This is a genomic window from Mycobacterium simiae (assembly GCF_010727605.1).
GTDB classification, from domain to species: Bacteria; Actinomycetota; Actinomycetes; order Mycobacteriales; family Mycobacteriaceae; genus Mycobacterium; species Mycobacterium simiae.
In genome coordinates this window covers 5,621,731-5,642,688 of record NZ_AP022568.1, presented here as the reverse complement: position 1 = coordinate 5,642,688, position 20,958 = coordinate 5,621,731, and the positions used below count along the sequence as shown (strand labels likewise).

Below are 20,958 nucleotides of genomic sequence, written 5' to 3'. Positions count from 1 at the left end.
GGCGAGGAGGTTGATCGTGAAGTCGATTGACGAGCTGGCGACCGATCTCAACTTCACCACCGCCAAGACCGGAGACGAGCGGTCGGTCACGTTTCTGCCGGATCCGCCCCGGGCGGCGCGCCGGTACACCGTGATCTCGGTTGACGACCACATCGTGGAACCGCCGGACACGTTCACGGGCCGGCTGCCACGAAAATTCTCGGATCGGGCGCCGCGGGTCGTCGAGACCGACGGCGGCGGTCAGACGTGGGTGTACGACGGCCGGGAACTGCCCAATGTCGGGTTCAACGCGGTGGTCGGGCGTCCGGTATCGGAGTACGGCTTCGAACCGGTCCGATTCGACGAGATGCGCAGGGGCGCGTGGGATATCCATGCGCGCGTCAAAGACATGGATCTCAATGGCATTTACGCGTCGCTCAACTTTCCGTCCTTCCTGCCCGGCTTCGCAGGTCAGCGGCTGCAGCAGGTCACCACGGACCGGGACCTGGCGCTGGCCTCGGTCCGCGCGTGGAACGACTGGCACCTCGAGGTGTGGGCGGGGTCGTATCCCCAACGCATCATCCCGTGCCAGTTGCCGTGGCTGCTGGACCCCGAGCTGGGCGCCAAGATGATTTATGAGAATGCCGATCGCGGTTTTCACGCCGTCACGTTCAGCGAGAATCCCGCGATGCTGGGACTGCCGACGATCCACTCCGGTCACTGGGATCCGATGATGGCGGCGTGCGCCGAAACCGGAACGGTGGTGAATCTGCATATCGGCTCGTCTGGTTCGTCGCCGTCGACCACCGCGGACGCCCCGCCCGACGTGCCGGGCGTGCTGTTCTTCGCCTACGCGATCTCGGCGGCGGTCGACTGGCTGTACTCCGGATTGCCCAGCAGATTCCCGGATCTCAAGATCTGTTTGTCCGAAGGCGGAATCGGTTGGGTCGCAGGGTTGCTCGACCGCCTTGACCACATGCTCAGCTATCACGAAATGTATGGGACATGGCGGGCGTTGGGGGAGAGGCTCACGCCCGCAGAGGTTTTCACTCGGAACTTCTGGTTCTGTGCGGTCGAGGACAAGTCGTCGTTTGTGCAGCGGGACCGTATTGGCATCGACAACATCATGCTGGAAGCCGACTATCCACATTGCGACTCGACCTGGCCGCATACCCAACAAACGATTCACGAAGAAATCGGCGATCTGCCGCCGGACGCGATCCGAAAGTTCACCTGGGAGAACGCGTCTCGCCTTTATCGGCATCCGGTGCCGGTAGCCGTGCAACAAGATCCCGACGCATACTGACAGCGTCTTTTGCGCCCCAGCCGGTTTTACGGACACGGGCAGCCGCCCGCCTCGGCCATCGCCGTCGTTCGCGCGGTGTTGCGGTATGACGCCGGGCGTTGGATCCAAGTCCGAAAGGAGCCACCGGCCTGACCGGTGCCGTCGCGGATTTCGGTGGCCTTAATGGTCTGCGCCGTGGTCTGCCCGGCCAGCGACGCCGCCGACGGCTGTGGGCCGGCTTCCGCGCAGGAGGGTGCGACGACCCAATCCATGAACTGCCACACGGCGACGACCAAAGTGAGCAGCAGCAGCACCGTCGCGACCGCGTGGGCGACCAGGTAGTAGCAGTAGCCGGTTGAGGTCGGCGGCGAACCGTCGCCGGCGGCAACCATTTTGAACGTCGCCTGTCGCATCCAGAGGCCCCCTTCTTGACCTGACACTGTCGGTTGTTGATAGGTCTTCGGAGCACTCGGCCGCCCGGATGGGGGCGAGTTCCTGCTGACCGCCTACACCCGCGCGCACCAGCGCTTTTGTTCGTTCGGCACGCAGGGGGCTGGTCAGGTGCCGGCGGATGCGCTTGGGTGGCTGTGGGCACATACTGCGCTCGATGGTGAGGGGACGGCGATGACGGACAAGGTGGATTTCAGTTCGGTCCGGTGGGGCTCGGTGGAGTGGACGAACCTGGTGACGTTGTATTTGCGTGCCCATGAAAGCCGTTCCCGGCATCCCATTCTGGGCGACCACGCCGCGGCCGAGGCCGTCGACCGGATTGACTACGACTTCGACCGCATCCGGCGAAGCTCGTTACCGGCCGCCAATCAGTACCTCGTGGCGTTGCGGGCAAAGCAGCTCGACGATTGGTCTGCCGGCTTCCTCGAGCGCAACCCCGAGGCGGTGGTGTTGCACCTGGGCTGTGGCTTGGACGGCCGCGTCTTTCGGCTCGCGGTACCGCCCTCGGCGCGGTGGTTCGACCTCGACCAGCCCGGCGTCATCGATCTTCGCCGCCGGTTGTATGCAGAGACCGAGCGTTACCGGATGATCGGTTCGTCGGTGACCGATCCGCAGTGGGTCGAACAGATCCCCACTGGCCACCCGACGCTTGTCGTCGCCGAGGGACTGCTCATGTATGTCTCCGAAAGCGAGGTTCGCTCGTTGTTGACCCGGCTGCTGGATCGGTTCGATCGCGGTGAACTGCAATTTGACACACTCTCGGCGGTCGCGCCGCTGCTGTCAAAAGTGTTCACCCGGGGGATTATCAAGTGGGGCATTGGCAACCCACGCGACATCGAAACCTGGCACCCCAAGCTGCGGTTGGTCGAACAGTCGCCGGCCCTGGCCGGATACCAGAAGATCGACACGACGCTGGTGCGCTGGATCTACCGGTTCTTCAGCGCTTCGCCGTTCGGCCCTTACGACCTACTGAACCGTTTCACGTTCTAGAACGCCCGGCCGGCGATCACACCCGGGAGGCCAGCCGCTGCAGAATGTCCGCGGCGGGTTCGGCTGTGGCATGCCGGTATCCCGTTCCAGCCCAGAGATGAACGTAATCCGGTTTGCCCGCGGCGGCAGCAGCTTTGCGCAGTGGACTGGTCAGGTGGTGAATTGCGGGATATCCGAACGGCGCCTGGTCCTCATGGTCTTCGATGAACGTGTTACGCAGTCCGCGGGCCGGACGGCCGGTGAAGGCACGAGTCAACAGGGTTTCGGTGCGAGCGGGATCGGTCAGCGCGGCTTGATGAGTCGCCGACGCACCGCTTTCGGCGGCGCGCAACAACACGGTACCGACCACCGCCGCAGCGGCACCCGCACGGATCACGTCAGCGACCGCGTCGGCTGTGGCGAGCCCGCCGGCCGCCAACACCGGTAGCGGCACCGCGGACTTGACTTGCTTGACCAGGTCCACGAGGGGTACCGGGGTAATTGGCTGCCGCGGTGCGAGCGTTCCGGAATGCCCGCCGGCGACCGCTGCCTGCACGGCCAGCATGTCGACACCGGCGGCGTGGGCCTGGGCGGCTTCCGCGGCGGTAGTGACCGTTTGCACGACGACGGTCTTGGCGTGTTGCAGCGCGGCGATCACGCCGCGCGGCGGGATACCGAAAGTGAACGACACCATCGGCACCGGATCGTCGAGCAGCAGTGCGATCTTCTCGTCGAATTGATCGGTGTCCTCGACGGGCTCGGCCGGCAGGGTGAGGCCGAACTGGTCGGCCTCTTTCTGAATGATCGCGGCATACGCCCGGTATCGCTGTGGGTCGACCGGCACCGGATTGGGCGCGAACAGGTTGATGCCGAACGGGATTCCGTTGGCACGCACGGCTTTGAGCTCGTCTTCGACCGCCGTCGCGGTCTTGTACCCTGCCGCGAGCATTCCCAGGCCGCCCGCCCCGGTCGCTGCGGACACCATCGCCGGCGTCGTCGGGCCGCCCGACATCGGCGCCGCGACCAGCGGAATGGACATCTCGAACTGTGCCAGCATGGATTGCACCTCCGATGCGCCGTGCCGCGTCGAGCTTACTGCGCTGCCGGTCGTTCCATTCGGGCGGCGGAACTGACAGGATGCTTCAGCGTGACCCGTCCCAATTTCCTGGTGATCCTGGCCGACGACCTCGGTTTTTCCGACATCGGCGCCTTCGGTAGCGAGATCGAAACCCCTAACCTCGACCGGATCGCGCAGGCAGGTATCCGGCTCACCGATTTCCACTCGGCTCCGGCCTGCTCACCCACCCGGGCGATGCTGATGACCGGAACCGACCACCATGTCGCCGGTATCGGCACCATGCTCGAGGTCGCCATCCCCGGATTCCAGGGTGCACCGGGGTACGAGGGGTATCTGAACGATCGCGTCGTCGCGCTGCCCGAGCTGTTGCGCGACGCCGGGTACCTGACGCTCATGTCGGGCAAATGGCATCTGGGTCACAGCATCGACAGGTCGCCGTGGGCGCGCGGCTTCGAGCGTTCGTTCGCGTTGCTGCCCGCCGGCGCCAGCCACTACGGCGGGGCGGCGGGTCGCGGATTCTCGCCGGTGCCAACGCTTTACACCGAGGATGATCAATTCGTGACGGTGGGCGAGGACTTCTACTCCTCGGATTCTTACACCGACACTTTGCTGCGCTACTTTCGCGACCGCGCCGCCGACGATGACCGGCCCTTTTTCGCCTACTTGCCGTTCCAGGCGCCGCACTGGCCCCTGCAGGCACCCGACGAATCGGTCGCCAAATACCGCGGCCGCTACGACGCCGGTCCCGACGCGCTGCGCGAGGAGCGGTTGACGGCGCTCAAACGGCTCGGGCTGTGCCCGCCGGATGTCGAGGCACACCCGGTCGTGGCCGACGGCGCCCCGGAATGGGCGGACATGACGGCCGAGGAGCGGGCGATTTCGGCGCGTGCCATGGAGGTGTACGCCGGCATGGTGGATCGGATGGACTGGAACATCGGCCGGGTGCTCGATTACTTGGCCGAGACCGGCGAGCTGGACAACACGGTCGTGATCTTCATGTCGGACAACGGCGCCGAGGGTGCGATCGTCGAGGCGATGCCGCTGCGCGGCCCCGAGATCGTCGCACGGATCGACAAGAACTGCGACAACAGCCTGGAGAACCTGGGCCGGCCCACTTCGTTCATCTGGTACGGCCCTCGCTGGGCTCAAGCGGCCACGGCGCCGTCACGCTTGCACAAGGCATTCACGACCGAGGGCGGCATCCGGGTGGTCGGCTTCCTCACCTGGCCGGGATTCACCCGCCAGCAGGAGATCGGCACGGCATTCTCGACCGTGATGGACATCGCCCCCACCATCCTGGAACTCGCCGGCGTGGAACATCCGGGCACCCACTACCGCGGCCGCGACATTGAACCCATGCTCGGTCGCTCGCTGGTTCCGTACTTATCGGGCCGGGCAGAGGCAGTCCACCCGGGCGAAACGGGCACCGGCTGGGAATTGTTCGGCCGCCGGGCGATTCGCCAAGGCGACTGGAAAGCCCTCTATCTGCCACCGCCGTACGGCCCGGGCGGCTGGCAACTGTACGACCTTTCCCGCGACCGCGGCGAAATCCACGATCTGGCCGACACCCATCCCGCCAAACTGGCCGAGCTGCTCGGGTTGTGGGACCGCTACGTCGAAGAGAACGGGGTGCTCACCGAGGCCGTCTCGGTCTACGACGTCGACCCGCAGCTGTTGAGTGATGTCGTTAGCCGGCAACGGAATGCGCAGTGACCATGGCCGAGGAGACAACCTGCGCGGTGATCGGCGGCGGTCCGGCCGGAATGGTCCTCGGACTGTTGCTGGCGCGGGCGGGCGTCGAGGTCACGCTGCTGGAGAAGCACGGCGATTTTCTGCGCGACTTCCGCGGTGACACTGTGCATCCGACCACCCTGCGATTGCTCGACGAGCTGGGTCTGTGGGACCGCTTCGACGCCTTGCCGCACAGTGAGGTTCGCAGCGCGAAGTTCCAGTCGGACGGTCGCTGGGTGACCTATGTCGACTTTGGCCGGCTGCGCCAGCCGCATCCGTTCGTCGCAATGGTGCCGCAGTGGGACCTGCTGAACCTGCTCGCCGACGTCGCCCAACAGGAGCCGACCTTCACCTTGCGGATGAATACCGAAGCCACCGGGTTGCTGTGGGACGGCACGCGGGTCAGCGGAGTGCGCTACCAGGGCCCCGACGGGCCAGGGGAATTGCGAGCTGAGCTCACGGTCGCCTGTGACGGGCGATGGTCGATGGCACGGGGCGCGGCCGGATTGCGGAGTCGCGAATACCCGGTGAATTTCGACATGTGGTGGTTCAGATTGCCCCGTGAGGGCGACCAGGAGTTTTCGTTCTTGCCCCGGGTAGGGTCCGGCAAAGCCCTGGGTGTGATCCCGCGCGAGGGATACAACCAGATCGCTTACCTTGGCGCTAAGGGGACCGACGCCGCGCTGCGAGCCCGAGGCATCGAGGCGTTCCGTCGCGACGTCAGCGCCTTGCTGCCGGAATCGGCCGCGGCTGTCGCGACGTTGACGTCGATGGACGACATCAAGCACCTCGACGTCCGGGTGGATCGACTGCGGCGCTGGCACACCGATGGGTTGCTGTGCATCGGAGACGCGGCTCATGCCATGTCGCCGCTGGGCGGTGTCGGCATCAACTTGGCCGTCCAGGACGCCGTCGCGGCCGCCACTATCTTGGCCGGGCCGCTGCGGCAGCATCGGGTCACCACCCGGGATTTGGCGGCGGTGCGACGTCGGCGGCTGTTTCCCACCGCGGTGACCCAAGGCGTGCAACGGTTCTTGCAGCGTGGGCTGCAGCCGCTTCTTCGCGGTGGCAGTCCCACGCCGCCGGCGGCGCTGTTGCGGCTCATCGATCGATTACCGTGGCTGGCGGTGCTGCCCGCATATTTCATCGGCGTTGGAGTCCGGCCCGAGCACGCCCCGGACTGGGCTCGCCGATGACCGGCCCAACGGCGGCGCCGCTGCGGATCGGCATTCTGGGTGCCGCGCGGATCGCGCCGCTGGCGCTGATCAATCCGGCCAAGGACAACCCCGAAGTGGTGGTCGCCGCGGTGGCCGCGCGCGACGGCTCGCGGGCCCGTGACTTCGCCGCCGAACAGCACATCGCCAAGGTCCACCACGACTACGACGAACTGATCGGCGATCCCGAAATCGACGCGATCTACAACCCGCTGCCAAACGGTTTGCACGGCAAGTGGACTCGCGCGGCACTGACCGCAGGCAAGCACGTGTTGTGCGAAAAGCCGTTCAGCGCCAACGCTGCCGAAGCCCGCGAGATCGCCGCCCTGGCCGCCGAATCCGACCGGGTGGTGATGGAGGCCTTCCACTACCGCTACCACCCGTTGGCGCTGCGAGTCGAGGAGATCATCGCCTCCGGCGAGCTGGGCATGCTCACCCGGGTGGAAGCCGCGCTGTGTTTTCCGTTGCCGAAGTTCTCCGACATCCGGTACAACTACGCACTGGCCGGCGGCGCGACCATGGATGCCGGCTGCTACGCGGTTCACATGGTCCGCACATTCGGCCGCTCGACCCCGAAAGTTGTTTCCGCACAAGCGAAATTGCATGACTTCAGGGTGGACCGGGCCATGACGGCGGAACTGCAGTTCACCGAAGGGCACACCGCGCGCATCCGCTGCTCGATGTGGTCGACCCGCCTGATCGACATCAGTGCCACGGTGGTGGGTGAGCGCGGACGACTCAAGGTGATCAATCCTGTATTGCCGCAACTGTTTCATCGGTTGTCGGTGCGCACGGTCGACGACCATCGCGTGGAAACCTTTCCGCGTCGCGCCTCCTACGCCTATCAGCTGGATGCGTTCGCGGCGGCCGTGCTGCGCGGGGCGCCGGTGAAAACGACCGCGCAGGACGCGATCGAGAATATGGCGGTCATCGACGGGATCTACCGTGCGGCCGGACTGCCGCTGCGCCAGCCCAGCTGAGTGCCCCACGTGGCGCCGGTCACCGTCCGATCTCGGTCAATAGGCGACGAGCGGCGTCGACGCATGGCCGCATCCGATCGATCGGGCTCACCCCCGCCAACGCCAACGAGCGTTGGGGCACTTCGATCTCGACGATGATGTCGCGCGGCAACGCGGTGAGGATGTCGAGCAGCGGGAGGTCACCATCGCCGGGAATCATGCGCTCGAACATCGCTTCTTCCATGTAGTTGTCCAGGCGGGGCCGCATCGTCGTGTCGTTGAGTTGGGCGTACCCGATGCAGTCGGGGTCGAGGGCCGCGATGTCGGCAGCGCTCGATCCGCCGCGCACCAGGTGCATGGTATCGATCAGCAGCCGAAAGTCGGTGCGCCCGACGTATTCTCGAGCGGCCAGCGCGGTAGATAAATCACCGACGGTGAGTCCGGGCACCGGTTCGACGACGGTCTGGATGCCCCGCTGGGCGGCCGCATCGGTCAGCACCGCGAACTGGTCGAACGTCCGTGGAACGTCGGGGTCGAGGCTGACGACGTTGATCCGCGGTACGCCGAGCTCGGCCAGCACATCGAGATCGGCATCGAATGCGCCCGCATCGGTGTCCGGCAGTACCAGCAACCCGTCGCCCAGCGAGGCCGCAACGCCACGGTGTTTCATTGCGGCGAGGACGTCGCGGCGCAGTGCGGCATCGTCTTTGAGGGAGAAGGGGGGATATCCGAGCGGCACCAGCGGCGCCCCCTGCACGACCGCCGAGACGTAGCGGCAGCCGAGGTCCGCGGCCAGTTCGACGAACTCGACTGGTGGAAGCCCGAATCCATTGAGGAAGCCGAGGGCGAGCTCGGTCACCCCGGGCGTCCGGCGAGTCGGGCCAATTGGTCGGCGGTCTGCGCCGTCTGGGTGGTCAGTGCGATCCGCCCGGATGTGACCGGTTCTTCGATCAACGGCGCTTCCAGGACGAGATCGTCGCGAAGGAAAGCGATGTGGCCGTGCAGGTGCGCGGTGGTGAATGCCGCCCAGGCGGTCGCCGACGCCGCATCCAGCGTCAGGTTCACTTCGTAGAAATCCGACGTCAGGGGCTTGGGCGCGGCTACGTGGAGCAGGTCGAGCCGCATGGTCTCCGGCCCCAACGTGTACTTCGTCGTCCGGTCCAGGTCGCAGGTGACCAGGGGGTTGCCGGGCGGAGTGGGGACGGCCGGATTGATGGCGGGGCACTTGTCCGGCGAGGTCGGCTGCGACTTCTCGACCGTCCGGACGGGCAACGGCGCAATCCTGGCTACCGGTGCCGAGGTGGTGGGCGGCGCCGCGATGCTCGTCGAGCTGGATGGCGCGGCCAAATGCGGAGCGGCATGGCAGCCGGCCAGCGCGGTAGCCAGCAGTGCGCCACTGACCAGCCGCGCGGCCGCCGCTGGGACCATCGAACCGCTTATTGCCTTCGCCGGGATCACCCTCCGATCGCGCACAATAGGTCGGCGCACACCGCGCTGCTTTACGACACTACAAACATAGAGTAAGGTCGGGCTGCACGTCAGCGAATATTCACTGTAGATCCTCGCCGCGAAAGCCTGTCTGATGGCTCAACACTCGTCCGCGTCGGTGAAACGGCGAAAGCCGAATCCCGGGGAGCGCCGCCGCGATCTCTGCGATGCTGCGATCGAACTGTTGGCGGCCGACGGGGCCAAGGGGCTGAGCCATCTGAAGGTGGACCGCAAGGCCGCCGTCCCCGACGGCACCACGTCCTTCTACTTTCGAACCCGATCCGCACTGCTGCGCGCCGTCGCAGAGCGTCTCGCCGAACTCGACCTGGAACGGCTGCAATCCATCGCCGACGACGCCGGCCGCCAGCGCGACAACCCGACGCCGTCGCTGCTGTCGCAGGTGGTGATCCAGGCCGGCACCGAACCGCAGCTGTCCTGGACCAAGGCCCGCTACGAGCTGACGATGCAAGCCGCGCGTGATCCCGCGATGGCCGCGATTCTGCAACGGGCCACGGACGCCTTCACCACGCTGCACCGCGAGATTCTGGTGCAGCTGATGCCGCACGGCGCCGAATTGGAGTCGGCCGTGGTCGAGGATCTGAGCAACGTCACCCTCACCTTCATCAACGGTCTGCTGCTGCGGGCCGCGCACGGCGACCGAGTGGTCGACAGCCCGGAGCAACTCGATGCGATCCTGTCGGCCATCGCGAGCGGCGTCTTAAAGAGCCCACAGCAGGGCCGGCTGACCCGGCCCGGCGACGGACGATCGACGGGTGGCCGCCGGGCCGCGGCATCGGGCTGACGGCAATCACCGCAATACTCGGCGGTGCGACGCGCCGTGTCGGGTCTTTTGGGGTCTTGCCAGACCACCCGCTGTATGGTTCTCTACGAGAATAGAGTAAGCCGACGTTAACGGGCCGTCGGCAACCCATCGACAGCCGAGCCCGTGCGTTTGTCAAATCAAACGTATTTAAGCGGAGTGTACAAATTGCCCCGACCCGGGTCCGATATTGAATCCCCGGTGGCTGCAGCGGCGGCTCAACCGTGCCGGATCCGAAATCGGCAGCGCTAGGAGGGATTTCGTGACGACGAGCACCGAGAGCAACGTCCGTTTCGACCCGTACGATGTCGAGCTGATCGCCGACCCTTATCCGATGTTCAAACGGTTGCGAGACGAGGCGCCGCTGTACTACAACGCGGAATACGACTTTTACGCGCTCAGCCGATACGCCGATGTAAACAAGGGCATCATCGACCACGGCACGTACAGCTCCGCCCGCGGCGTGATCATGGAACTAATCAAGGCCGATCTGGAGATTCCGTCGGGCCTGCTGATCTTCGAAGACCCACCGATCCACGATGTGCACCGCAAGCTGTTGTCGCGGATGTTCACCCCACGCAAGATCGCCGCTCTGGAGCCGATGATCCGCGAATTCTGCGCGCAGGCACTGGATCCACTGATCGGGTCCGGACGGTTCGACTTCGTGACAGATCTGGGCGCGATCATGCCGATGAAGGTCATCAGCGCGCTGCTCGGCATTCCTGAATCCGACCAGGAGTACATCCGCGATCAGGGCAACGCCCAACTGCGCACCGAGCCCGGCAAGCCGATGAGTGCGGCCGAGCACGGCTTGTCACTCGGTGAACAGTTCGAGGCCTACATCGACTGGCGTGCCGAGAACCCGTCCGACGACATCATGACCGAACTGCTCAACGTCGAGTTCGTCGACGAGACCGGGACCACGCGGCGGCTGCGGCGCGAGGAAATCTTGGTGTACCTGAACGTGGTGGCGGGAGCCGGCAACGAAACAACGACGCGGCTGATCGGTTGGGCGGGCAAGGTCCTCGCGGAGCACCCCGACCAGCGTCGTGAACTGGTCGAGAATCCCGCGTTGATCCCGCAGGCCATCGAGGAGCTACTGCGCTTCGAGCCGCCCGCACCGCACATGGCGCGCCATGTCACTCGTGATGTGTCCCTTTATGAGCAGACGGTGCCGAAGGGCAGCGTGATGCTGATGCTGATCGGGGCAGCGTGCCGCGACGAGCGGCAGTTTGGTCCGGACGCGGGCGAATTCGACATTCATCGTGCCGCGCGGCCGCATCTAACGTTCAGCGTCGGCGCCCACTTCTGCCTCGGCTCGGCGCTGGCGCGGTTGGAAGGCCGCGTCGCGCTGGAGGAAATTCTCAAACGCTTCCCGGAATGGGAGCTCGACCTGGCCAATGCCACGCTCAGCCCGACGTCGTCGGTGCGGGGCTGGGAAACGTTGCCGACCGTGGTGCCGTGATGACGGGCCGGGTGGCAGGCAAGGTCGCCTTCGTCAGCGGCGCCGCCCGCGGGCAAGGCCGCAGTCACGCGGTGCGCCTCGCGCAGGAAGGCGCCGACATCATCGCGCTCGACGTGTGCGGACCGATCGAGAACCTGGCCTACCCGCATTCCACTCCGGAGGATCTCGCCGAGACCGCCGAGCAGGTCAAGCAGCTCGACCGGCGCATCGTGACCGCGCAGGTGGACGTGCGCGACTACGACCGGCTCAAGACCGCGCTGGACAGCGGGGTAGCCGAACTGGGCCGCCTGGACATCATCGTCGCCAACGCCGGCGTGGGCACCGACGGCCGCAAGTTGCACAAGATCCGCGAGGACGTCTGGCAGGACATGATCGACATCAACCTGACCGGCGTCTGGCACACCGTCAAAGCGGGTGTGCCGCATATCCTTTCCGGTGGTCCTGGTGGGTCGATCGTGCTCACCAGCTCCGTCGGTGGGCGCAAGGCCTACCAGAACACCGGGCATTACGTGGCCGCGAAACACGGCGTCATCGGACTGATGCGGGCCTTCGCCGTCGAATTGGGGCAGCACATGATCCGCGTCAATGCCGTGCTGCCCACCCAGGTCAGCACCACGATGGTGATGAACGACAACACCTACCGGCTCTTTCGACCCGACCTGGCCGATCCGGGGCCCGACGACTTCGCGCCGATCTCGCAGATGATGCACACCCTGCCGATCCCGTGGGTGGACCCCATCGACATCAGCAACGCTGTCCTGTTCTTCGCCTCTGACGAATCGCGTTATGTCACTGGCGTTTCGCTTCCCGTTGACGCGGGCAGCTTGCTCAAATGAGCATTACGGCCAAGTAGGCACAACGAAGTGGAGAAAGCTCATGCCTGAATTCGATTACGAAAAGTTGAAGAAAGAAGCCGAGCAATTCATCAAGTTCGAGAAGGACAAGAAGAATCGGATTGCCTACATCACGTTCGATCGGCCCGACGCCCAGAACGCCACCAGCTTGGGTATGCGGCAGAACTATGCCGACCTAATCCACAAATGCAATGTCGACGACGACGTCAAGGTTGTCGTGATCCGTGGTGAGGGCCAAGACTTCGGGAGCGGTGGCGACCTGCCCGAGCAGCGCCCGATGCTCGAAAATCCCGGGCTCCCATTGCATCACGAGCTTGCAATCAATGACGATGACGTCAAGTACCCGCCGGGCGGGTCGTACCGGTATCTGTCCACCGTGACCGACTTTTATGCCAAGGCCCGCGCCGGGAACCGGCCGCTGCAAGAGCTACGGAAGATCAGCATCGTCGAGGCCAAGGGCTACTGCTACGGCTGGCACTTTTACCAGGCCGGCGACGCCGACCTGGTCATCTCCTCCGAGGACGCCCTGTTCGGTCATCCGGCTTTCCGCTATGTGGGCTGGGGGCCCAGACTCTGGTGGTGGGCCGAGACCATGGGTCTGCGGAAATTCTCCGAAATGCTGTTCACCGGGCGGCCGTTCAGCGCGAAGGAGATGTACGACTGCGGTTTCGTCAACAGTGTGGTGCCCCGTGATCAGCTGGAGAAGGAAACCGAGAAATACGCACTGGCCTGCTCGCGATCCCGTCCGACCGACACGGTCGCGGTGCAGAAGACCTTCCTGGAGCTCTACAAGCAGCACAAGGGCGAGTACTTCGGCAGCCTGCTCACCGGGATGGTCGAGGGCATGTTGCCGATGATCCAAAACGACGCCGAAGAAGTGGACCTCACCGAGGGCACCTTCAACACGGGCCTCAACAACGTGGTCAAGGACAACGACATGAACTTCCCACCGGAGTGGCGGCTGAGCCGCTCCGGCCGCGCGAAGCCCTGACCGGTTGGCAGAGCTGACATGTCGGCGCTGACGCCCTGCCGGGTTGTCGAGCTGGCTGGGTCGGTCGCCGGCGAGTACTGCGGAAAGCTGCTGGCCGACTTCGGCGCTGAGGTGATCAAGGTCGAGTCGCCCGGATGCGGCAGTCCCACCCGGGCGCTGGCTCCACGCTTGCGGGCGGGCCCGGACGGCGGCGTCGTGTTCGCCTACTTGAACACCAACAAGCTGTCGGTGGTGTTCGACGCGGCCCGCGATGGTCAGTGCTTGCACGGGCTCCTCGGCACCGCCGACGCGGTCATTCACGACGGCGCGCTATCCCTGGCCGATCGGTATCCGGACGCGGTGTTCTGTTCGATCACCCAGTTCGCCAGGATGCTGCCCCCGAATACGCGAATGCCAAGAGCATCAACGTGTTCCATGCCAGCAGTTAGGGTTATCACACGCCCAGCCATCCGGACCCCGGCAAGCCGCCGTTGCAGGGGCCCGGCCGGTTTCTGCCCGACTACGAGGCGGGCCTGGAAGCGGCGTTGTGCGTGACAGCCGCGCTGTTCGGACGTCTGCACACCGACGCGGTGCTGTTCATGGTGACCCGTGACCGCCGGGTGGCCGTCAACCACATGCTGGTGCGAGCCGCCGAACAGACCTGGTAACCAGATGGGTTCACGGTGGGTCGTCGGCGATCGGTACGACCTGCGCATTCCCGCCGACCCAGCGTCGCTGCACGCGGCAGGAGCGGAATTTCCCACCGAGGCGTTCCGGGCACCGGGTGTGCTGAGGGACGGCGTTGCCGTCGCCGGTGTCACGGATTTCGCCGAAGTGGATGGCGGCAGCACGGGCCGAAAGGCCGTGCTGGCGGTCGAATCTGACACGGCCGCACCGACTCCGCACACCCACCTGTTCGTCAAGTTCTCCCGGGATTTCGACGATCCGATTCGCGACGCAGCTGGAGCCCGAAGTGCGATTCGGGGCCCTGTCCCGGACGCCGGGGTTTCCGATCGCGGTGCCTACGGTGCTGTTCGGCGACTACCACCGGGCCAGCGGGTCGGGGATAGTGATCACGGAGCGGATCCGATGCGGCACCAACGGGATTGAACCCCAATACCCCAAGTGCCTGGACTACGAAATGCCCGAGCCGCTCGCGCACTACGGCGCGTTGGTCGCCGCACTGGGACGCCTTGCCGGAACGCATCGATCCGGGCGCCTACCGGCGGAGGACTTTCCGCCGGCACGGCGGCCCGGAGCTGGACGTTGCCCGGTTGCGTCGCCACACGCTGCTGTACGCGGCGGCCATGGGGGTCGCCTGGCTGTTGGACGTGCCCGCGTTGATTCGCAAGCGGTTCGATATCGCGCCGAGCAGTCGCACCGCTCCGCGGATCCGCAACGACGAAAGCGTGCGTGCGCCACTGCAGATGTTGGCGAACCTGCTGACTGTGTGGGAGCGGTACCGGGTGGGGGATTTACTCGATGCCGCCCTGGCCGAAGAAGCCGCCTAGCTACGGCACTTCGTCGTCGGCGTCCTCCAGTAGCTTTTCCGGGTGGTGGAATGTGTTGACGCGCGGCTGGCCACGATCCACGTGCGGTGGCGGAAGCCATTCGGTGTCGCCTTTGGCGTTCTTGCGCGTAGTCCAACCCGTTTCGACCAACCGATTGTCGACCCCACACGCCAGCGTGAGTTCGTCGATGTCGGAGCGGCGGTTGGTGGTCCAGCCGCGCACATGGTGGACCTGACTGTGGTACGCGGGTGCGTCGCAACCCGGTCTCGAGCAGCCGCGGTCTTTGGCATACAGCATGATTCGTTGTGCCGGGGACGCCACCCGCTTGGTGTGGTACAGCGCGAGCGGCTTGGCGCTGTCAAAAAGAGCCAGATAGTGGTGGGCATGGCTGGCCAAGCGCAATAGATCGGTCATCGGAATCACGGAGCCACCGCCGGTATGAGCCTTGCCCGCGGCGGCTTGGACATCTTTCAATTCGGCGGTGACCACGATTGATACCGGTAGACCATTGTGCTGGCCAAGCTTTCCCGACGCCAGCACGCCGCGTAGACCGGCGAGCAGTCCATCGTGGTTGCGTTGGGCTTGAGTTCGGATATCGCGCCGGACCGCGTCCGCATCCGGAGTCTCGTCGACGATGGGCGTCGGATCGTCGGGGTTGCATGCGCCTGGAGCACCCAGCTTGGCCAACACCGGTTCGAAGGTGGCTCGGGCTTCGGGGGTGAGGTAGCCGCTAATCCGCGACATGCCATCGCATTCCTGTGTACCGAGGGTGATTCCGCGCTTGCGGGCGCGGGCCTCATCGCTGAATTCGCCATCCGGGTTGAGCCAGTCCATGACGCGCTGGGCGTACTTGGCCACCTCGTCAGGACGATATTCGGTGGCCTTTTGGGCCAGATCCTTTTCCGCGGCTTCCCGGGTGAGCACGTCGACTTCGGCCGGCAGGTGGGCGAAGAAGCTGCGGATCACCCGGACGTGCCCGTCGCCGATCAACCCGTTGCGTTGCAGGGTGGCCGTCGCAGTCAACTTGGGTGCCAAGGGCTCACCGGTGAGTGTCTGTCGTTGGCCGAGATCGGCGGCCTCGTCAATGCGACGGCCGGCCTCGGCCTTCGTGGTGTGCAACAGATCCGCCAACGCGGAGCGCAATTTGCCGCCCAGTTCCGCCTCGCTCGCCCGCGCACCAAGCTGATTGATCAGCGCGTGCTGCGGAGCACGCAGCCGACGCGCGACGCGTTCCAAACGCTCCAACGCCCGCAATCCCTCGGGGGTGGTGAACACATCGAACGACAGGTCACACAAGTGGTCCAGGTCCGCATCCAGTGCATCGAAGACCTCGACGATCTCTTCACGACTGCTGGAACCCATACCTCGATTTTAGGAAGGGGTACCGACAAGAAATGCTGGTTAGGGACCCTTGAAACCCAAGTGATGCAAGTGAATTCGTTGCTCAAGACCATTCGGACCACGACGGGATTGCGGTCAGCACCTCCGGACCGGTGGCAGTGACGTGGATAGCGTCGCGGCGGAACACCGCACCGACGCCGGGTTGCCACACATATCCGGTGAGCGCCGGCACCATCCCGGCATCCAGCTGGTCGTGTTCGCCCGCGGCCAGCAGCGTTTCGGACACCACCGGCGGGTCGAAGCCCAGTCCCAACCCGTGCGCCACCGGCATCGGCGGCGGCACCGGCTCGCCGGCCGCGCGGTAGGCGGCCAGCAGGTTCCGGGTGGTCGCGCCGGAGTGGCATGCGGCAAGCATCTTGTCGTACAACGTGTTCGAGCGGGTGGACAGCTCACGGGCCGCGCTGCTGATGTGACCACCGGCCGGGAAAGTGCGGCCCGCCTCCGTGACATAACCGTTGGCCAGCGCGCCCCAGCGAACGCGACGAGGTCGCCGGCACTCCCGGCGCCAATCCGCTTACCGCAGCGGCAAGCCCAACCTCGGCGACCCGCAGCGCGGCAGCCATCGCGGCAATCCCGTCGGCGGTCTTGATACGCCGCGCCGCGCGCAGGGCGGGCTCGGCATCGACCAGCTCGGCAGTCACCGAGTTGGCCACGATCATCGTGCTCCTCGCAGGTGTCCGGGCCTTATCTCTAGGCTGGTCTGCCGGGTCAGGCGCCCGCCGCGCCCACGTGCACCGGTGCCCGCCACAGCCCGACGATCGCGTCGATCAGCCCCTCGCCGGCAACGGGCCAGGCCGACCGTGCCCGCGGCCCGTGTTCGGCCAATTCGCCTTCATGCTCGGCGCAGGTGTGCATCAACAGATTTCGGACCATGACGATGCGCTCGGATCGCACCCGTCTGGGCAGCTCGGGCAGACACCGGTTGATGCCCTCAATAGTGCGCACCAGCCTCGGCGAGGCCAGTGCGTCCTTGGTGACGACGTGGCGGTAGGTGGGATCTGCCATCGCTTGGGCCGCGAACCGCGCATACCAGCTAGGAGTGCCCAACGCCGCAAGATGGTCGGTGAGCGGGCGCACCAATGTGCTTACCCAGTCCCGCAATTCGGTCGAATTACCGATCTCGTCCAACATTTGGGCGCGCAGTTCCTCGATCGGTTCTCGATGTTTGCTCTCGATCGCCCGCAACAGCTCAGTCCGGGTGCCGAAGTGGTAGCACGCCGCCGCGTTGTTGCCCTGCCCCGCCGCCTCACTGATCTGCCGGTTGGATACCGCATACATCCCGCGCTCGGCGAACAACCATTCGGCGGCCGACAAAATCGCTTCACGGGTTCCCGTCGACCGGTGGGAGCGCAGCGTCCGCTCAGCTTTCATCGCCTCAGTGAACATTGCCCCACCGATTAAATCAAGCAGTTTATCTAGCGGTGTGCCGCGGAGCGCTGACGACAATCGTTGAGAACGATCAGGTGAGGTCAACCATTGGCGTTGTCGCAGTGTGCCATTGGCCGCACGGCGATCGATTGTCGTGCTCAGCAGTCGTGGCGAGTGGCCGCGGCGACCCGCGGCCCGAGATCAGCCGCCCAGACCCTTCTTGACCGCGGCGTCCTGCTTCTGACCAACGTCGCTGACGAAGTCCGGCGGAGGAAGCGTGTCGGCGGGGCCGTCGAATTCCAGCGTCACCAAGACCTTGCCCTCGGTGAACAGCAGCACCGCAATGCCTTTGGAGTTGTCCGTGGAGTTCCCGGACACCATAGTTCCGTCCGTGCCGACTTTGACCGGGTCGGTGGCAGGGTGTTTGATGATGCCGCCCTGTCCCGTTTTGGCAACGTTCAACGCGGCGGTCGCCGCGCCGGGATCGTCGTATACCTGGATCGTGTCCTTGATGACGTGGCTGTTGTCCTGGGTGCTGAAGACGGCGGAGGCACCGGGTTGGCCGTTCGGGTTGCTTGTCGGTGGTGCACCCGTGAAGGGCACCGGTGCGTCGATGTCGCTGGCCTGAATCAACCAGGTCGTGTACTCGTTGGGCTGCGCCGGGGCAGCCGAGGACGACGGCGCCGCAGTGCCCGAACTGGTCGATGAGGTGGCCGACCCCGACTTGGTCGGCGCAGTGGTCTTGTTGCCGCCGCAGCCGGCGACCGTCAGCGCCAGCGCCGTGACGCCGACGACTCCCGCGACCACTGGTTGTGAAAGCCTCATCGCAAAGTGCTCCTTTGGGCTCGGTCAGTCGACAGGGCCGATTACACCCCAAAGGCACAGTACAGTGCATGCGTCGCCGGGCTGCCCAGGCACCGCTTGGCGAACTATTCCAGCTGGTCACGCAGCGACGTCAAGGTGTTGGCCAGGATGCGCGAGACCTGCATCTGCGACACCCCGATGCGCTCCGCGATCTGGCTCTGCGTCATCGATTCGAAGAATCGCATATGCAGAACTTCGCGTTCGCGCTCCGGGAGCGCGGCGATCAACGCACGTACTGCTTCCCGGTTGGTGATGTGGTCGATTTGGGGATCGACGCCGCCGACCGCGTCGGCCACCAGGCGCGTCTTGCCCGAGCTGTCGGCGCCCACCGGCGCATCCAGCGATTCGAGCTGGTACGCGTCACCCGCCACCAGGCATTCGACGATTTCGTCATGTGCGACGCCTAGCTCTTCCGACAGCTCACGAGCCGTTGGAGCGCGTCCCAATTTCTGAACTAAATCTCCTGTGGCGCGGCTGATTTGGACGTGGAGTTCGCGCAGCCGGCGCGGGACTCGCATCCCCCAGCTGTAGTCGCGGAAATGGCGGCGAACCTCGCCCATCATGGTGGGGATCGCGAAGCCGATAAAGCTCGGCCCCTTGTCCGGGTCAAACCGGTTGATGGCGTTCATCAAGCCCAGCCGTGCGACTTGAGTCAGGTCGTCGAGACCCTCGCCGCGCCGCCCGAAGTGACGAGCCACATGGTCGGCCAGCGGCAGGCACCGGTTCACGATGCGCTCACGCTGCCGGCGATATTCGTGTGATTCGGCCGGCATAGTGCGTAGCACCACGAACATTTCGACTACATCGTCGTAGGAATCGTCGTTGCGAGTGGCCGGACGAGCCGGCCGGGTGGCAGTGAGAACTTCGCTCATTTCCTCAACGCCCCTTCGCCACAAGGGATTTCGCGAGAGAAACTGCGTACCAATGATTTTGCATTGCGGCACTTCCTTCGAAGTCGCGTGCAGGGGTATCGCAGGCGTGCACACGGCACTCCACTGCACCAGATCCGTCGACACGGATTGGTTGTTACAGCGCACGCATCGCCGGGGAAAGGGACGACCGGATCAACGAAGATCGCCGGAGCCATAACCCAGCAGCCGTGCGGCTGACTGACCGCTTTGAGCTAAACGGCGACGTGTCCAGAACGGACTCAGTGTTCGATACTACGCCCCTGAGGTCTGATTGCACGATCGTTTCCGCTGAACAGCCCCCTAGCAACCTCGTCGAGGCACGAACTGCCCAGTCTGACGCCGGTCGCGGTGGGCCAGCAAACATGAAATCACGTCGGGTTAACCCGGTGACACGGTGCGGGCGGGCATGATTCTCATTTCGGCGCCTGCTGGGTACTCTTCGGCAAATGTGCGTAACCGGCGCCGAGCGGCGCGCTGAGGCGTCTGACCGTACGATCGCCGCCGGGTGCCGGCGGCGATGAGCGGCGCGGACCAGCTGCTGGCCGGCCGCGGGGTCGTCGTTTCCGGGGGCAGCCGGGGAATCGGACGTGCCGTCGCCGAACTGCTCTGCAGCCTGGGTGCCGGGGTGGTGGTCAACGGCCGGGACCCCGGCGCGGTGGCCGAGACCGTCGCGACGCTCTCCGCGGCGGGTGGACGGGTCACCGGCGTGACCGGGGCGGCCGATGACGAGCACATTGCCCAGCTCCTCGTCGACACCTGCCGCAACACGTTCGGGAGCCTCGAGGTGCTGATCAACTGCGCCGGGATCGCGGAACCTGCGGGCTCGTCGATCCTGGACATCTCACCCGCCGAATTCGATCGGCTGATCAGTGCACACGTCGGCACGGTGTTTCACACTTGCCGGGTCGCCGCACCCGTGATGGTTGCGCAGGGGCACGGCGCGATCGTCAACACCAGCTCTGTCGCCTTCCTCGGCGACTACGGCGGCACCGGCTACCCGGCCGGCAAGGGCGCCGTCAACGGTCTGACGATGGCGATCGCCGCGGAGCTCAAAACCAGGGGCGTCCGGGCCAATGTGGTGTGCCCGGGTGCGCGGACGCGACTGTCCACCGGTGCCGACTACGAGGAACACATCGACGATCTGCACCGTCGTGGCCTGCTGGACGACGTGACTCGGCAAGCCTCGTTGGACAGCGCCCCGCCGACCTTCGTGGCCCCGCTCTACGCCTATCTCGCCAGCGATCTGTCGCGGGAGGTGACCGGTCAGATCCTGGTCGCCGCAGGCGGATTCGTCGGCCGCTTCGACCAGCCGACCCCGTCGCTGCTCGGTTACCGCGACCATCACGGCGCCGAGCCGTGGTCGGTCCAGGAGCTGCACACGATGATCCGTCCCGCGAACTAACACTCGCAGCACGGCATAAGCCGCCGCAGCGCCAGTTCGCTTTCCGCGGCGTTGCATTCAGCTTCGCTGCCATGCAATCGGGCACCGCGCGCATCAACTGTGTCGAAGGTAACTTCACCCGTCCAAACGAGCGGCACGCCGCCTTGAACCGATTTGCGGGCCCCAACGTCTCTAGGGAAGTGACGAGCCGAAGCAAGGTAGCCGATCACCCAACGGCCGAACCGCAATCGGGGGGCCCG

General features: G+C 65.4%; 18 protein-coding genes and 4 pseudogenes. 13 read left to right on the top strand and 9 right to left on the bottom strand.

Annotated features, from left to right (window positions below; translation table 11 throughout):
* Window positions 1-16 precede the first annotated feature (16 nt).
* A complete protein-coding gene (locus G6N33_RS26275) occupies window positions 17-1,285 on the top strand; it encodes an amidohydrolase family protein (RefSeq protein WP_044505751.1) in 1,269 nt (422 codons plus the stop codon).
* A 26-nt stretch (window positions 1,286-1,311) separates the two neighbouring features.
* Here G6N33_RS26275 and G6N33_RS26270 read toward each other — a convergent pair whose 3' ends face one another.
* Window positions 1,312-1,677, bottom strand: coding sequence for a hypothetical protein (locus tag G6N33_RS26270; protein ID WP_044505752.1), 366 nt, complete (start codon window positions 1,675-1,677; stop codon window positions 1,312-1,314).
* A 211-nt stretch (window positions 1,678-1,888) separates the two neighbouring features.
* On the opposite strand from G6N33_RS26270, the gene G6N33_RS26265 reads away from it, so the two are divergent.
* The gene (locus G6N33_RS26265; protein WP_044505754.1) at window positions 1,889-2,704 is read left to right on the top strand and encodes a class I SAM-dependent methyltransferase; all 816 of its coding nucleotides are present in this window, start codon (window positions 1,889-1,891) and stop codon (window positions 2,702-2,704) included.
* 16 nt (window positions 2,705-2,720) lie between these two features.
* Here G6N33_RS26265 and G6N33_RS26260 read toward each other — a convergent pair whose 3' ends face one another.
* Entirely contained in the window at window positions 2,721-3,740 is a 1,020-nt protein-coding gene (locus G6N33_RS26260; protein WP_081661938.1) for a nitronate monooxygenase, read from the bottom strand.
* Window positions 3,741-3,830: 90 nt separating this feature from the next.
* On the opposite strand from G6N33_RS26260, the gene G6N33_RS26255 reads away from it, so the two are divergent.
* From G6N33_RS26255 to G6N33_RS26245, 3 genes are read left to right on the top strand one after another with little or no spacing between them, the layout of a single operon-like run.
* Window positions 3,831-5,474 carry an arylsulfatase gene (locus G6N33_RS26255; RefSeq protein WP_101528365.1) on the top strand — a complete coding sequence of 548 codons (1,644 nt, stop codon included), beginning with the start codon at window positions 3,831-3,833 and terminating at the stop codon, window positions 5,472-5,474.
* Window positions 5,475-5,476: 2 nt separating this feature from the next.
* Complete coding sequence (locus tag G6N33_RS26250) at window positions 5,477-6,688, top strand: FAD-dependent oxidoreductase (protein ID WP_101528366.1); 1,212 nt, start codon at window positions 5,477-5,479, stop codon at window positions 6,686-6,688.
* Window positions 6,685-7,686, top strand: coding sequence for a Gfo/Idh/MocA family protein (locus G6N33_RS26245; protein WP_044505766.1), 1,002 nt, complete (start codon window positions 6,685-6,687; stop codon window positions 7,684-7,686). Before G6N33_RS26250 ends, G6N33_RS26245 begins: the two co-directional genes overlap by 4 nt.
* A gap of 19 nt (window positions 7,687-7,705) precedes the next feature.
* Here G6N33_RS26245 and G6N33_RS26240 read toward each other — a convergent pair whose 3' ends face one another.
* The gene (locus G6N33_RS26240; RefSeq protein WP_101528367.1) at window positions 7,706-8,524 is read right to left on the bottom strand and encodes a sugar phosphate isomerase/epimerase family protein; all 819 of its coding nucleotides are present in this window, start codon (window positions 8,522-8,524) and stop codon (window positions 7,706-7,708) included.
* Window positions 8,521-9,093: a SecDF P1 head subdomain-containing protein gene (locus G6N33_RS26235; protein WP_044511738.1), complete on the bottom strand. Its 573-nt coding sequence runs from the start codon at window positions 9,091-9,093 to the stop codon at window positions 8,521-8,523. The genes G6N33_RS26240 and G6N33_RS26235 overlap by 4 nt, the downstream gene beginning before the upstream one ends.
* Before the next feature lie 154 nt (window positions 9,094-9,247).
* Here G6N33_RS26235 and G6N33_RS26230 point away from each other — a divergent pair, with 154 nt between their 5' ends.
* The 7 genes and pseudogenes from G6N33_RS26230 to G6N33_RS26200 all read left to right on the top strand — a co-directional run bounded on the left by G6N33_RS26230 (window position 9,248) and on the right by G6N33_RS26200 (window position 14,773).
* Window positions 9,248-9,955, top strand: a complete 708-nt coding sequence (locus G6N33_RS26230) for a TetR/AcrR family transcriptional regulator (protein WP_044505768.1) — start codon at window positions 9,248-9,250, stop codon at window positions 9,953-9,955.
* A 280-nt stretch (window positions 9,956-10,235) separates the two neighbouring features.
* On the top strand, window positions 10,236-11,438 hold the full coding sequence (locus G6N33_RS26225; protein WP_044505770.1) for a cytochrome P450: 1,203 nt from the start codon (window positions 10,236-10,238) through the stop codon (window positions 11,436-11,438).
* Window positions 11,438-12,274: a mycofactocin-coupled SDR family oxidoreductase gene (locus G6N33_RS26220; RefSeq protein ID WP_044511739.1), complete on the top strand. Its 837-nt coding sequence runs from the start codon at window positions 11,438-11,440 to the stop codon at window positions 12,272-12,274. Before G6N33_RS26225 ends, G6N33_RS26220 begins: the two co-directional genes overlap by 1 nt.
* A gap of 40 nt (window positions 12,275-12,314) precedes the next feature.
* Window positions 12,315-13,283 carry an enoyl-CoA hydratase/isomerase family protein gene (locus G6N33_RS26215; RefSeq protein WP_044505772.1) on the top strand — a complete coding sequence of 323 codons (969 nt, stop codon included), beginning with the start codon at window positions 12,315-12,317 and terminating at the stop codon, window positions 13,281-13,283.
* 18 nt (window positions 13,284-13,301) lie between these two features.
* A pseudogene (locus G6N33_RS26210) lies at window positions 13,302-13,846 on the top strand (CoA transferase); the annotation flags it as partial.
* Window positions 13,847-13,930: pseudogene (locus tag G6N33_RS27920) on the top strand (oxidoreductase); the annotation flags it as partial.
* Window positions 13,931-13,934: 4 nt separating this feature from the next.
* Window positions 13,935-14,773, top strand: a pseudogene (locus G6N33_RS26200) (hypothetical protein).
* Here the strand turns inward: G6N33_RS26200 and G6N33_RS26195 are convergent.
* From G6N33_RS26195 to G6N33_RS26175, 5 genes and pseudogenes are all read right to left on the bottom strand, one after another.
* On the bottom strand, window positions 14,774-16,135 hold the full coding sequence (locus G6N33_RS26195) for an HNH endonuclease signature motif containing protein (protein ID WP_044505773.1): 1,362 nt from the start codon (window positions 16,133-16,135) through the stop codon (window positions 14,774-14,776).
* 82 nt (window positions 16,136-16,217) lie between these two features.
* Window positions 16,218-16,857, bottom strand: a pseudogene (locus G6N33_RS26190) (M24 family metallopeptidase); the annotation flags it as partial.
* 25 nt (window positions 16,858-16,882) lie between these two features.
* Window positions 16,883-17,560 carry a TetR/AcrR family transcriptional regulator gene (locus G6N33_RS26185; protein ID WP_044505775.1) on the bottom strand — a complete coding sequence of 226 codons (678 nt, stop codon included), beginning with the start codon at window positions 17,558-17,560 and terminating at the stop codon, window positions 16,883-16,885.
* A 183-nt stretch (window positions 17,561-17,743) separates the two neighbouring features.
* A complete protein-coding gene (locus G6N33_RS26180; RefSeq protein WP_044505777.1) occupies window positions 17,744-18,367 on the bottom strand; it encodes a hypothetical protein in 624 nt (207 codons plus the stop codon).
* Window positions 18,368-18,471: 104 nt separating this feature from the next.
* Window positions 18,472-19,278 (bottom strand): SigB/SigF/SigG family RNA polymerase sigma factor, encoded by an 807-nt coding sequence (locus tag G6N33_RS26175; RefSeq protein ID WP_044505778.1) that lies wholly within the window; start codon window positions 19,276-19,278, stop codon window positions 18,472-18,474.
* A 556-nt stretch (window positions 19,279-19,834) separates the two neighbouring features.
* Between G6N33_RS26175 and G6N33_RS26170 the strand changes: the two genes are divergently transcribed.
* Window positions 19,835-20,719 carry an SDR family NAD(P)-dependent oxidoreductase gene (locus G6N33_RS26170; protein ID WP_044505779.1) on the top strand — a complete coding sequence of 295 codons (885 nt, stop codon included), beginning with the start codon at window positions 19,835-19,837 and terminating at the stop codon, window positions 20,717-20,719.
* Window positions 20,720-20,958 lie beyond the last annotated feature (239 nt).